Annotated in this window: 9 protein-coding genes and 1 pseudogene; 3 read left to right on the top strand and 7 right to left on the bottom strand. The window is 64.9% G+C overall.

Features of this window, described 5'->3' with window-relative positions; all coding sequences use genetic code 11:
• Positions 1-69: 69 nt before the first annotated feature.
• The gene (gene glgP / locus DFR67_RS01565) at positions 70-2,658 is read left to right on the top strand and encodes an alpha-glucan family phosphorylase (RefSeq protein ID WP_110467640.1); all 2,589 of its coding nucleotides are present in this window, start codon (positions 70-72) and stop codon (positions 2,656-2,658) included.
• A 53-nt stretch (positions 2,659-2,711) separates the two neighbouring features.
• On the opposite strand, the gene DFR67_RS01570 is transcribed toward glgP, so the two are convergent.
• From DFR67_RS01570 to DFR67_RS01580, 3 genes and pseudogenes are all read right to left on the bottom strand, one after another.
• A complete protein-coding gene (locus tag DFR67_RS01570; protein WP_110467641.1) occupies positions 2,712-5,177 on the bottom strand; it encodes an FHA domain-containing protein in 2,466 nt (821 codons plus the stop codon).
• Between the two features lie 162 nt (positions 5,178-5,339).
• Positions 5,340-6,974 (bottom strand): annotated as a pseudogene (gene arc, locus DFR67_RS01575) (proteasome ATPase); the annotation flags it as partial.
• 312 nt (positions 6,975-7,286) lie between these two features.
• Positions 7,287-8,132 carry a tRNA (adenine-N1)-methyltransferase gene (locus DFR67_RS01580; protein ID WP_110467643.1) on the bottom strand — a complete coding sequence of 282 codons (846 nt, stop codon included), beginning with the start codon at positions 8,130-8,132 and terminating at the stop codon, positions 7,287-7,289.
• Between the two features lie 105 nt (positions 8,133-8,237).
• Between DFR67_RS01580 and DFR67_RS01585 the strand changes: the two genes are divergently transcribed.
• Both DFR67_RS01585 and DFR67_RS01590 read left to right on the top strand, forming a co-directional pair.
• On the top strand, positions 8,238-9,146 hold the full coding sequence (locus DFR67_RS01585; protein ID WP_425451237.1) for a RecB family exonuclease: 909 nt from the start codon (positions 8,238-8,240) through the stop codon (positions 9,144-9,146).
• 18 nt (positions 9,147-9,164) lie between these two features.
• Complete coding sequence (locus tag DFR67_RS01590) at positions 9,165-9,998, top strand: thioesterase family protein (RefSeq protein ID WP_110467645.1); 834 nt, start codon at positions 9,165-9,167, stop codon at positions 9,996-9,998.
• Positions 9,999-10,066: 68 nt separating this feature from the next.
• On the opposite strand, the gene hisG is transcribed toward DFR67_RS01590, so the two are convergent.
• From hisG to DFR67_RS01610, 4 genes are all read right to left on the bottom strand, one after another.
• The gene (hisG, locus tag DFR67_RS01595; RefSeq protein WP_110467646.1) at positions 10,067-10,912 is read right to left on the bottom strand and encodes an ATP phosphoribosyltransferase; all 846 of its coding nucleotides are present in this window, start codon (positions 10,910-10,912) and stop codon (positions 10,067-10,069) included.
• Between the two features lie 66 nt (positions 10,913-10,978).
• On the bottom strand, positions 10,979-11,242 hold the full coding sequence (locus tag DFR67_RS01600; protein WP_084836966.1) for a phosphoribosyl-ATP diphosphatase: 264 nt from the start codon (positions 11,240-11,242) through the stop codon (positions 10,979-10,981).
• On the bottom strand, positions 11,226-11,918 hold the full coding sequence (locus tag DFR67_RS01605) for an HAD family hydrolase (RefSeq protein ID WP_281268293.1): 693 nt from the start codon (positions 11,916-11,918) through the stop codon (positions 11,226-11,228). The genes DFR67_RS01600 and DFR67_RS01605 overlap by 17 nt, the downstream gene beginning before the upstream one ends.
• 56 nt (positions 11,919-11,974) lie before the next feature.
• Positions 11,975-13,189, bottom strand: a complete 1,215-nt coding sequence (locus DFR67_RS01610; RefSeq protein ID WP_110467885.1) for an acyl-CoA dehydrogenase family protein — start codon at positions 13,187-13,189, stop codon at positions 11,975-11,977.
• Positions 13,190-13,213: the final 24 nt, after the last annotated feature.

Raw genomic sequence — 13,213 nt, forward strand, 5'->3', positions numbered from 1 at the left:
GATTACGTCCAGATGTACATCTGACCATCGCGGTCGCGCAGGCGGCCGGTCGTCGGTAGGGTTTGCGCCGTGAAAGCACTGCGCCGCTTCACCGTCCGCGCCCACCTGCCCGAGCCCCTCCAGGCCCTGGCGGATCTGTCGACCAACCTGCGTTGGTCCTGGCACCCGCCGACCCAAGATCTCTTCGCCTCCATCGACCCGGACCTGTGGGCGGAGTCGAGGGATCCGCTGCGCTTGCTGGGTGACGTCGGGCCGGGTCGCCTGCGTGAACTCGCGGAAGATCAGGACTTCCTGAGCAGCCTCGACGAGCTCGCCGCAGACCTCGACGCCTACCTGAGCCAACCCAGGTGGTTCCAGCAGCAGGTGACCTCCGGGAACCGCTTCCCCACCGGTATCGCGTACTTCTCGATGGAGTTCGGTGTCTCTGAGGTACTCCCGATCTACTCGGGTGGACTCGGGATCCTCGCCGGCGACCACCTCAAGGCCGCGTCCGACCTCGGACTGCCGCTGATCGGCGTCGGCTTGCTGTACCGCAGCGGCTACTTCCGGCAGTCACTCACTGCCGACGGTTGGCAGACCGAGCGCTACCCGAATCTGGATCCGCAGGGCTTGTCGGTCCGCACCGTCAACGACGCGGATGGAAACCCGGTCACCGTTCGGGTTCCGATGCCCGACAACCGGGTGTTGCGGGCCCGTCTCTGGGTGGCTGACGTGGGACGAATCCCCTTGCTGCTGCTCGACTCCGACATACCGGACAATGACACCGATCTGCGTGGTGTCACCGACCGGCTGTACGGCGGCGACCAGGACCATCGCATCAAGCAAGAGATCCTGGCCGGGGTCGGCGGGGTGCGCGCGGTACGCGAGTACACCCGGATCCAGGGACTGCCCGACCCCGACGTCTTCCACATGAACGAGGGGCATGCGGGGTTCCTGGGCGCCGAGCGGATCCGAGAATTCGTGTCACCGACCGGTGCCGGACTCGACTTCGACACCGCACTCGCGGCGGTGCGTGCGTCGACAGTCTTCACCACGCACACGCCTGTCCCCGCAGGTATCGACCGCTTCCCTCTCGATATGGTGCGCCACTACTTCGGCGACGAGCAGGGACAGTCCACCCTGCTGCCGGGGCTCGAAGTGTCCCGAATCCTGGAATTGGGCAGCGAGAGTGATCCCGGGGTCTTCAACATGGCGCACATGGGTCTGCGCCTCGGGCAGCGCACCAACGGTGTGTCCAAACTGCACGGCGCGGTCAGTCGGGAGATGTTCGGCCCGCTGTGGCCGGGTTTCGACGCCGCGCAGGTACCCATCGGCTCGGTCACCAACGGGGTGCACGCCCCCACCTGGTCATCTCGGCGCTGGACCGAACTGGCCACCGACGGCAACGGCGGGACTCCAGATGAGACAGAGACCCTCGCCGCGATGAAAAATGTCCCAGCGCAACAGCTCTGGGCGACCCGGAACCTACTTCGTACCGAGTTGATCGGTGAGGTTCGGCGAAGGCTCCGCCGGTCCGGCCTCGAACGAGGTTTCTCCGCCGCCGAATTAGGCTGGACAGCAGGCGTTTTCAGTTCGCGAGTGCTGACGATCGGGTTCGCCAGGCGCGCAGCGACATACAAGCGTCTCACCTTGATGCTGCGCGACACCGACCGACTGAAGTCGCTGTTGCTCGACAAGGAGCGCCCCGTGCAACTCGTCGTCGCGGGCAAGGCACATCCGGCGGACGACGGCGGCAAGGCGCTCATCCAGAAGATCGTGCGGTTCGCCGACGCCAACGATGTCCGGCACCGGATCGTGTTCCTGCCGGATTACGACATGTCGATGGCACGATTCCTGTACGGCGGCTGCGACGTGTGGCTGAACAATCCGCTGCGTCCGATGGAGGCCTGTGGAACCTCCGGCATGAAATCGGCACTCAACGGCGGCCTGAACCTGTCGATTCTCGACGGTTGGTGGGACGAGATGTCGGACAGCGAGAACGGTTGGGCCATTCCGACCGCCGACGGAGTGACCGATGATGCGCGCCGCGACGATCTCGAGGCGGCAGCGCTGTACGAGTTGCTCGAGAACGTTGTGGTGCCGAAGTTCTACGACGCCGGTTCCGATGGCGTCCCGACGCGGTGGGTCGAGATGGTGCGCCACACTCTGCACACCCTGGGACCGCAGGTGCTGGCCTCGCGGATGGTGCGCGACTACACCGAGGAGTACTACGCACCCGCGGCGATCTCGGGACGCGAGGTCGCCGACGACAACTACCGCGGGGCACGCGAACTCGCACAGTTCCGCCACCAGGTCGAGACAGCCTGGTCCGGGGTGAAAGTGCTCGACGTCGACAGCGCGGGACTGGAAGACATCCCATTGCTCGGGTCCACGATGACGCTCACCGCACATGTTGATCTGGCCGGCCTCCGTCCGGACCAGGTGCTCGTGCAGGCGGTGATCGGGCGCGTCGACGATGACGAGAACCTCACGCAGACGGCCACGACGACAATGCCCTTGGTCACCGGCAGAGTGGGACCGGCGGGCGAGCCGATCTTCGAGGTCGCGATCGGGCTACCGATGACCGGGCCGATCGGATACACCGTGAGGGTCATGCCACAACACCGCTTCCTCACCAGCAACGCTGAACTCGGCGTCGTCGCGTTCGCTCATCAGTGAGTCGAACGTGCTCCGAACACACATCGTTTCTCGGGTAAGGCCCGGACCGCGGCCTAAAGGGTTCTTTTCTTCAGAATCAGCCTGCTGTAGGTGAACCAGATCAGCACCAGACCGATGATTGTCATCGCGCCATACGCCAGAGCGACGTTCGCCACGGTCTGGTCCCAGATGGTTTCTTTCTGCGTTGACGGCGAACCGGGCGACACCTGGCGCAGATCGACGGCGGCCGCTGCCGCGGAGTATCCCCAGCGGGCGGGGAAGATCCACGACAACTGTTCCAGACCCGGTCGCCCCGCCAGCGGGAAGAGACCTCCGCAGAACACCAGTTGCACCATCACGACCACCACCAGCGGCGGCATCGTCTGCTCACTGGAGTTCACCGCCGCCGAGATCGCCAGGCCGATCAGCGTGCTCACGCACGCCAAGAACGCAACGGCGACAAACAGTTCGATCGCTCCCGAAGTGAGCAACCCGGGACCCGGCGTCCCCTTGCCCGCATAGGTGATGGCGATCATCACCGCGCACTGCAGGATCGACACGACGAAGAACACCACCATCTTCGCCCACAGGTACGCCCCTGGTCGCAGGCCGACGGCCCGTTCACGCACGAAGATCGCGCGCTCGCCGACCAGGTCACGAACCGTGAGCGCGGCACCCATGAAGCTCGCACCCACCACCAGCACGACCAGGATCTGCACGGTCTCGCCGAGACTGTCGTTGTTGTTGAGTCCGAAACCCGCCGTGCCCGGGATCACCAGCGACAGGGCACCCAGGACGATCGGCAGCAGGACGAGGAAAGCCAGATAACCGGTGTCGGCGAGTATCAGCCGGACCTGACGCCGTGACACGGTGGACGTCTGCCGACCGAAACTCGTCTGGGGCGGTCGCACCGGTGAACCGGTCCGCAGACTCGGTGGCCGGGTCGGCGGACGTTGATTGCGTGAACGGTAGCGGTGATGGGCAGCATCGGGCTGTTCCGCCACGAACGCGAAGATCTCCGCCCAGTCCTCGGTCCCCATCGCGGCACCCACCGCTGACGGTGGACCGCAGAACGCTGTCTTGCCGCCCGGCGCCAGCAACAGCACCTGGTCGCACATCGACAGGTAGGTCAGCGAGTGGGTCACGACGATGACCACACGGCCGGCATCGGCGAGCCTACGTAGCGTCGACATGACCTGACGGTCCAACGCCGGGTCGAGGCCGGAAGTGGGCTCGTCGAGAATGAGCAGCGAAGGACCGGTCAGGAGCTCCATCGCGACGGATGCACGCTTACGCTGGCCCCCTGACAGTTTGTCGACGCGGGTGTCGAGGTGTTCGGTGAGCTGGAGTTCGGCCAGCACTCCGGTGATGACGTTGTCGCGGTCGGATGTGCTCATATCCGGCGGCAATCGCAGTTCCGCGGCGTATCGCAGCGCCTGCCGAAGGGTGAGCCGACGGTGCAACACATCGTCCTGGGGCACCATTCCGATGCGGGTACGCAGTGCCTCGTATTCGGCGTGCACGCTGCGACCCTCGAAGGTGACACTTCCGGTCGACGGGTTGGCCGCGCCCGCCACGATCTTCGAAACGGTCGACTTCCCGGCACCCGAAGGGCCGATCACAGCCGTCAGTGTTCCCGGGCCTGCCGCGAACTCGACATCGTGGAGCAGTTGCTTGCCATCGATGTTCAGGCCGACCGTGTGAACGTGTAATCCGTCGGCGACCGCAGCCTGGGCCTGGCCCCGGATGAGGGTGCCTCCCGATACCACGAAGTCACTGTTACCGATGGTGACCACCGCGCCTTCGGCCAGCATCTGCCGACTGATCCGTTGGCCGTTGACATAGGTGCCGTTCACCGACTGCAGATCTTCGATCGCGAGACCCTGTGGGGTGGAGAGCAGTCGAGCGTGACGTCGGGACGCCAGCACGTCGCTGACGACGATGTCGTTGTCGGGCGTCCGTCCGATGCTCAGACGTGCGGAGCCGCCCATGTCGATCGCCTGCCGCTGCGGGGAGGCTTGTGGGTGAATTTGTCCGTCGGGGCTGACCTGGTACACCGCGGACATGTTCTGGTGCAGCGCCTGCAGATGAGGTGCACCCGCGGCCCCACTGAACGCCGGATCGGATTGCCGTACGTACGGCGGAGCCGCCTGTGCAGGTCTGCTCATCGGGCCGGAATGGTTCATCGGGCCCGAGGGCGTAGCAGGCACCGGTTGAGCACCGGGCGCGACCGGTGGGGTGACCGCGATGTCGAGAAGAGGACCGGTGGCGGCGTCCCCCAGACGGATGCGCTGGTTGCTGCGGAGTTCCAGACCGCGCATCCGAGCACCGTCGAGGTAGAAACCGTTGGTGCTGCCCAGATCGACAGCGGTCCAGAATGATCCGTGCCACTCGATCGCCAGATGCCGGCGGGACACCAGCGGATGGATGACGACGATGTCGTTGTCCGGCGTACGTCCGATGGTGAATCGCCCGGCCGGACGCAATCTCTGCTCGGTGCCGTCCACCCAGATCCGCAGCGGCGTTGGGGATGCATTCATTAACGCATCACCTTAGTCTGCCGATGGCTTCAGACCCGCTTCTGCGGGCACGAGGATCAGCCGGTCGGACGACACGGGAAACGCAACGGGCCCACCGGAAGGTACGACCGACGACGGCGGGGCCGGAGCGATATGCTCCGGCCCCGCCGTCGATCGATGTTCTTACAGGTACTGACCAGTATTGGTCTCGGTGTCGATTGCCCGGCTCGCGCCGGCGCTCTTGCCGGTGACGAGGGTGCGGATGTACACGATCCGCTCCCCCTTCTTGCCAGAGATCCGAGCCCAATCGTCAGGGTTGGTGGTGTTCGGGAGGTCTTCGTTCTCCGCGAACTCGTCGAGTATCGAATCGAAGAGATGCTGGATTCGTAGACCGGACTGGCCGGTCTCCAACTGCGACTTGATCGCGTACTTCTTGGACCGGTCGACGACGTTCTGGATCATCGCACCGGAGTTGAAGTCCTTGAAGTACATGATCTCTTTGTCACCGTTCGCGTATGTCACCTCCAAGAACCGGTTGTCGTCCGACTCGTCGTACATCCGCTCCACCACGCGCTCGATCATCGCCTTGACACAGGCGCCGCGGTCGCCGCCGAACTCGTCGATGTCGTCTGGATGGATCGGGAGCGTCGGTACGAGGTACTTGGAGAAGATGTCCATCGCCGACTCGGCATCCGGGCGCTCGATCTTGATCTTCACATCGAGCCGGCCCGGCCGGAGGATGGCCGGATCGATCATGTCCTCGCGGTTGGAGGCACCGATCACGATGACGTTCTCGAGCCCCTCGACACCGTCGATCTCACTGAGCAGCTGCGGTACGACCGTGGTCTCCACGTCGGAGGACACGCCCGAACCACGCGTGCGGAAGATCGAGTCCATCTCGTCGAAGAACACGATCACGGGAGTACCCTCGGAGGCCTTCTCGCGGGCCCGCTGGAAGATCAGGCGGATGTGCCGCTCGGTTTCACCGACGAACTTGTTGAGCAGCTCCGGTCCCTTGATGTTGAGGAAGAACGACTTGGCCTCGCGCGCATCGTCGCCGCGAACCTCAGCGATTTTCTTGGCGAGCGAATTGGCCACCGCCTTGGCGATCAGCGTCTTACCGCAACCGGGAGGGCCGTACAACAGAACACCCTTCGGCGGACGCAGATCGTATTCCCGGAACAGGTCCTTGTGCAGGAACGGCAACTCCACGGCATCGCGGATCTGCTCGATCTGCCGACCGAGACCACCGATGTCCTCGTAGTTGACGTCGGGAACCTCTTCGAGCACGAGATCCTCGACCTCGGCCTTGGGGACGCGTTCGAAAGCGAACCCGGCCTTGGTGTCGATGAGCAGCGAGTCTCCCGGACGGAGCTTACGGTTGCCTTCGATCTCGGCGAGGAACGCTTCGCTGAGCGGTTCGGCGAGCCAGACGACGCGCTCTTCGTCGGCGTGCCCGACGACCAGGGCACGCTGTCCGTCGTCGAGGACCTCGCGCAAGGTGCTGATCTCGCCGACGGAGTCGAAGTCGCCCGCCTCGACGATGGTCAGCGCCTCGTTGAGGCGGACGGACTGTCCACGCTTGAGTGTGTCCAGATCGATGTTGGGGGACACGGTGAGTCGCATCTTGCGGCCGGAAGTGAACACGTCGACCGTGAGGTCCTCGAAGACCCCGAGCAGGACGCCATAGCCGCTGGGCGGTTGCCCGAGACGATCCACCTCTTCGCGCAGAGCGATGAGCTGTTGTCGAGCCTCTTTGAGGGTCTCGAGCAGCTTCGCGTTGCGGGTGGTCAGCGTGTCCAGGCGGGCCTGGAGGTCGGGGTCCACGGCCTTGCCGAACGAGCCGGCATCGGAGGTGGCGCCCGCCTTCGCGGACCGGGTCGAGGCCGAGCCCCACTCGGATGATGCTGCGGTGTCTTCTTGACCGCTGCTGTTCCGAGGCTCGTCACTACTGGATTCCGTCATTTCTGACTCCTCTCCCCGAGTCGACTCGTCGCCACCACCTCGTGATGTACGTACGGTCGAACCCGTCTCCCGAGGTTACCGGCGAATCGGCAGCCTCGCCCTGCACCCCGCGGACCGCGTTGTTGTAGCCATGTTAATTGTGTGTCGCCACAAGGTTTTCCGACGCTACACCACGGCGGGTCCGCCCTTGCTGGGACGGCGGTGTGGTCGAGGCGGTGCCGTGCCTTCGGCAAGCCGGCGCGTGGTGATCAAAAATGCGGTGTGACCTTGCATTTTATGCCCTGGGCGCACAGCCAGACCGACCACGTGCCAGTCTCGGACGAGCGATTCCCATGCTCTCGGCTCGGTCCAGCACTGCTGCTCGCGGATGGCCTCGACGACGCGTGACAACTGGGTGACAGTAGCCACATAAATGGTTAGAACACCGCCGGGTTTGAGTGCCCGCTTGATCGTGTCGAGTGGCTCCCAGGGCGCGAGCATGTCGAGCACCACCCTGTCGACGTCGCCGGTTCCGGGGTAATCGACGAGGTCGGCGATGGTCAGGTCCCAGTTGGGCGGGGGCCCGCCGAAGAACTCCTCGACGTTGCGGACCGCATGCTCGGCGTGATCGTCGCGGACCTCGTACGAGAGCACTTTGCCGTGATCCCCCACCGCGCGCAGCAGCGAACACGTGAGAGCACCCGACCCGGCACCTGCTTCGAGGACAGTGCAACCGGGGTGGATGTCGCCTTCCATCACGATCTGGGCGGCATCCTTGGGATAGATGACCTGTGCCCCACGAGGCATGGACAGGACGTAATCGATGAGCAACGGGCGCAACGCGAGATAGGGGGTGTTGGACGTTGACGTGACCACGATCCCCTCGTCGGCCCCGATGAGGTCGTCGTGGGCGATGCCGCCCTTGTGGGTGTGGAAACTCTTCCCCGCCTCGAGCCGCACGGTGAACTTGCGGCCCTTGGCATCGGAGAGCTGGACGCGGTCGCCGACGGCAAACGGACCTGTGGTTGACATGCGGCGGCTGGCCTTCCTGGTTCACGGTCGAACATCGGTGCACATTGTTTTGACGGCAAATGAGCGGCGACGTCGTTGGTCAGGCATACCCTGCCAGGTGTGAGTGTGAGTACCGAATCCCGCCCCGATGCAGACCCGCCTGTGCGTGTCGACCCACCCTCTGCCAGAAGGACGCCTGCGCTCTCGCCCAGCAGGGCGGGTGATTACAAGCAGTGCCCGCTGCTGTACCGATACCGGGCGATCGACCGGTTACCCGAGGTGCCCACACAGGCACAGGTGAAGGGCACGGTCGTCCATGCCGCGCTCGAGAACCTCTTCGACATGCCCGCCGGGCTTCGGGTGCCGGAATCCGCTGAGTTCTTGGTCGACGGTGCCTGGGGTGCTCTCTGTGAGGAATCGCCCGAGCTGCGTGAGCTCGTTCCCGACGATCAGGTCGACAAATTCCTGTCGGACGCCCACAAGCTCATCTCGACGTACTACACGCTGGAGAACCCGACCGCATTCACGCCGGAATCGTGCGAACTACGCGTCGAGGTGGATCTGGTCGCCGACGACGAATCCGACAACGGGGTCCTGCTGCGCGGGTTCGTCGATCGCATCGATGTCGCTCCCGACGGCAGGGTTCGGGTGGTCGACTACAAGACCGGCCGCTCCCCCGGCGAGAGTTTCGAGTCTCGCGCCCTGTTCCAGATGAAGTTCTATGCACTGGCGATCTACCGCCTACGCGGTGTCGTCCCGGCACGGTTGCAGTTGCTGTATCTGGCGGATGGCCAATCGCTGATCTACACCCCCGACAAGGCTGAACTGGATCGATTCGCCAAGACCCTCAAAGCGATCTGGAAAGCCATTCAGAAGGCAGGCGCCACGGGCGAATTCCCGCCCAAGAAGAGCCGCATGTGCCAATGGTGCGACCACAAGGCCCACTGTCCCGAGTTCGGGGGCACCCTCCTGCCCTACCCCGGGTGGCCCAGTGCTCCCGGCGAGACGAGCCACGCGGAAGCCGTCGCCGAGTAGGTCGTTAGAGTCAGGCAAATGTCTGACGAACGCGCCTACTACCTTCCGCTGGGTCGCGATGGCGATCATGAACACTTCACCCCGACCGAGAACACCGTCAGCGTGTGGGGCGACGAACTTCAGCACGGCGGACCCCCGATCGGGTTGTTGACCCGAGCCCTCGTACGCCACGAACCTGACCCGACCCACGAGTTCTCGCGGATCACCGTCGACATCCTCGGAGCGATCGGTCTCGGCGAAAATCGGGTCGCGACGACCGTGTTGCGTCCAGGTCGCCAGATCTGCCTCGTTCAAGCCGAGTTGTCGGTGCGCCGGGACGACGGGACCTTTCGACCGGTGGCGCGAGCCCAGGGCTGGCGCCTCGCCACGGACACCACTTCTGCGATCGAGCACTACCCCGCCGGGTCGCTGGCCCCCGGACCACAAGATCTCGAGGGCACCATCGGCTTCTCCGGCTTGGGCCCCCTGACCGGGGACTGGGGTACGAAGGGCTTCGTCGGGACCCTGGAGGCCAGGATGGTCCCCGACGATGGTGGCGATGGACGCCGGGTGTGGGTGCGTCCGCTGCTCCCACTGGTCGCCGGTGAGCAGACCACGGACATCGAGAAGTTCTTCACCGTGCTCGACGTCGCCAACGGTGTGGGATCGCGACTCGAGTTCGGCAAGTGGTCGTTCATGAACACCGACACCACCGTCCACCTCTACCGGCAGCCTGTCGGCGACTGGACCGGGATCGACGCCCGGATGGCCGTGGGGCCCGGCGGCTACGGGATGACCGGCGCCGAACTCTTCGACGAATCGGGTGCGGTGGCCCGTTCAGCTCAGACCTTGCTCATCCGCCCATTCAATTGATCCCGATCTTGGTGGGTTGTGGCGACTGTTTCCCCTGGACAGGTCCGCCAGAACCCACCAATTCCGGGTCAGAAGCGGCAGGATCGGATGTCTGAGGCCAAAATCGCCTTCGCGCCGAGTTCGGACAGCTCGTCCATCAGATTCTGGTGCTGCTTCCGAGGCACCAGCGACCGGACGGCCACCCAGTTGTCGTCCGCCATCGGGGCGACGGTCGGCGACTCGAGACCGGGAGTGATCTTCATCGCCGCCTCCAGCAACGACTTGGGGCAGTCGTAGTCGAGCATGACGTAGCGCTGCCCGTAGACGACGCCCTGGACGCGGGCGATGAAGCGTTGCGCAGCCTTGGTGCGCTCGGCCCCGGCACGTTGAACCAGTACGCCTTCGGAGTCGCAGAGCGATTCACCGAACGCCGACAATTGATGCTGCTTCAGAGTCCGGCCTGAGCCGACCACATCGGCGATGGCATCCGCCACGCCGAGCTGGATGGAGATCTCGACCGCGCCGTCCAATCGGATGATCGTCGCCTCGATGCCGCGCGCGGCAAGATCGGCACGGACGAGGTTGGGGTATGAGGTGGCGATGCGCTTGCCCGCCAGATCGGCGACGGTCCACTCCTTCTCGTTGGGTCCGGCATAACGGAACGTCGACGTCCCGATCCCGAGGGCGAGACACTCGTCCACATCGGCACCCGAATCGAGAGCGAGGTCGCGACCGGTCAAGCCGAGGTCGAGCTCGCCGGAACCGACGTAGATCGCGATGTCTTTGGGGCGAAGGAAGAAGAACTCGACCTCGTTGGCCGGGTCGAGAACGGTCAGGTCCTTGGAGTCCGAGCGGCGGCGGTAGCCGGCCTCACTGAGGATCTCGGCGGCCGACTCGGAGAGAGCCCCCTTGTTGGGGACGGCAACGCGCAGCATGGGTGGGTCCTATCGGCAGAAGTGAGTCAGACGCTGTGGTGAGGCAGATGTTGGGGTGTATCGCGATCACAGATGCTTGTACACATCGTCTGTGGTCAGACCGCGTTTGATCATCATCACCTGGAGCCAATAGAGCAACTGAGATATTTCCTCACCCAGCGCCTCGGATGACTCGTGCTCGGCAGCAAGCCACACTTCGCCGGCCTCCTCGATGATCTTCTTGCCGAGGGTGTGCACGCCCTTGTCGAGGGCGGCGACCGTGCCGCTGCCCTCCGGACGGGTAGCAGCCTTGTCGGTCAGTTCGGCAAACAGCTCATCGAAGGTCTTCACGGTGCCCCATTGTCCCATTGAAGGCAGCCGCGACCTCAGCGAGGGTCAGCCCGAGAAGACTTCGACGAATCGTTCGGCGCGGACCCGCGGGAACCGGGGCCGCCGACGGTACGACGATCGCCGCACATCCCGCCGCGGTCGCGGCCTGGGTGCCGGTCGGGGAATCCTCGAACGCCAGACAGTCGGCCGCGTCGACTCCCAGCAGATGGGCCGCCCGCAGGTATGGGTCGGGCGCCGGCTTGCCCACCGGCACCTCGTCACCACAGACCGTTGCCGCGAAGCGGTCCCGGCCGATGGTGTCGAGCGCCTGCTCGGTCAGCACACGTTCGGTGTTGGTCACCAGAGCTAGAGGAATGCCTTGCGCTGCAATCATGTCCAGCGCTTCCCGCGCGCCCGACATCCACGGGATCCCGGCGGTGAACAAGGTCGACACCCGATCGCGTAGCCAAGCCCCACGCCCCGGATAGTCCCTGTCGTCGACAGGGACTGAGGCTGCGGCAAACACCTTTGTCAGTGCATCGTTCATCGAGTTGCCCAGCGTGGACTCGCGGAGCTCGTGCGTCATCTCGATGCCGAGATCGACCGCGAGATCCCCCATCGCGATGTCCCAGAGCTTTTCGGAGTCCAGCAGGGTGCCGTCCATGTCGAACAGCGCGGCTTTCGGTAGATCACTCACCCCCACATCCTTGCCGACCGGGCGGCCTCGACCGAAATCGGTGACGAACGTGCGGGTCAGCGGTTGCCGGCGCTCCAGGCGAACGGCAGCTCGGTTCCGTTGAGGACGTTCGCGCCGATGGCCTGGCTCTTGAAGATCGTCGGGTTGTGCACCGAGATCGTTCTGGCGTTGCGCCAATGGCGATCGAGCCGCAGGCTCTCGGAGGTGATGGACGCGCCACCGACCTCGAACAGGTCGTTCGTGGCCCGGAGCACCAGATCGCTCACGGTGATCTGGGCCTGGGCGGCGGCCAGTTCTGCGCGATCGAGCAGAACCGGGTCGGCGGCGGTCGTCGCGTCGACCAACACCTCGTCGAGAAGGTCGGCGACCGCGAGAACTGCTGTCCGGGCGGTGAATGCTGCCGCGGACAGTTTGCCGATGACCTGCTGGACCAACGGGTCTTCACGGGGCAGATCTGCTGCCGCGTGGGTGTACGAGCGAGTGCGGTCGCGCACCCACTGTGCGGTGTCGTCGGTGGCTCGTTGGGCGATACCCGCGAGGACGGCGAGTTGAACGAGCTGGAGATACGAGGTGGCGTATGTCTTGCCCGCTGCCCCGTATCCCGGGCCGAGGATCCGGTCTGCGGCCACGGCGACGTCGCTGAACTCGGTGGTGCCGCTGGCCGTGAGCCGCTGGCCGAATCCATCCCAGTCGTCATGCTGTGTGATCCCGTCGGCGTCTGCGTCGACCAGGACGGACACTCGCTGCCCGTCCTGGTCTGCGGCGACGAGAATGTAGTTCGAGTACAGCGACCCGGTGCTGTAGTACTTGGTGCCGTTCAACACCCATCCGTCACCCTTTGCCGTGAGGCGCGTTCGATAACGGTCCACGGCGCCGACACCGGGCTCGGTGATGGCGTTGCCGACGAGAACGCCACCGGCCACAGCTCGCAGCCAGGTGTCGCGCTCGTCGCTGGGTTCCGCCAGCCGCTGATCCTCGGCGAAGCTGAAGTGCACGCGGAGCGCCTGAGGAAGGTTCGACTCAGCGGCCGCGAGGTCGATCAGCAGCCGGAACTGTTGCCGCACAGTCGCGCCCAGGCCCCCGAATTCCACTGGTGCGCGCAGCGCTCCCAGCCCGGCTTCCCGAAGTCTGTGCACCTCGTCGAAGGCGAGTCGACGGTCGACCTCCCGTTCGGTCGCGCCAGCGGAGATGCTTTCGAAGACGGGGCGGAAGCGGGCGTCGAGTTCGTCGTCGGTGACAGAGCCGGTGGTGGCGTCAGTTGTGATCGTCATGCCACGAGTGTTGGTCACCCGCGC

It is taken from the genome of Williamsia limnetica, assembly GCF_003217475.1.
Lineage (GTDB): Bacteria > Actinomycetota > Actinomycetes > Mycobacteriales > Mycobacteriaceae > Williamsia > Williamsia limnetica.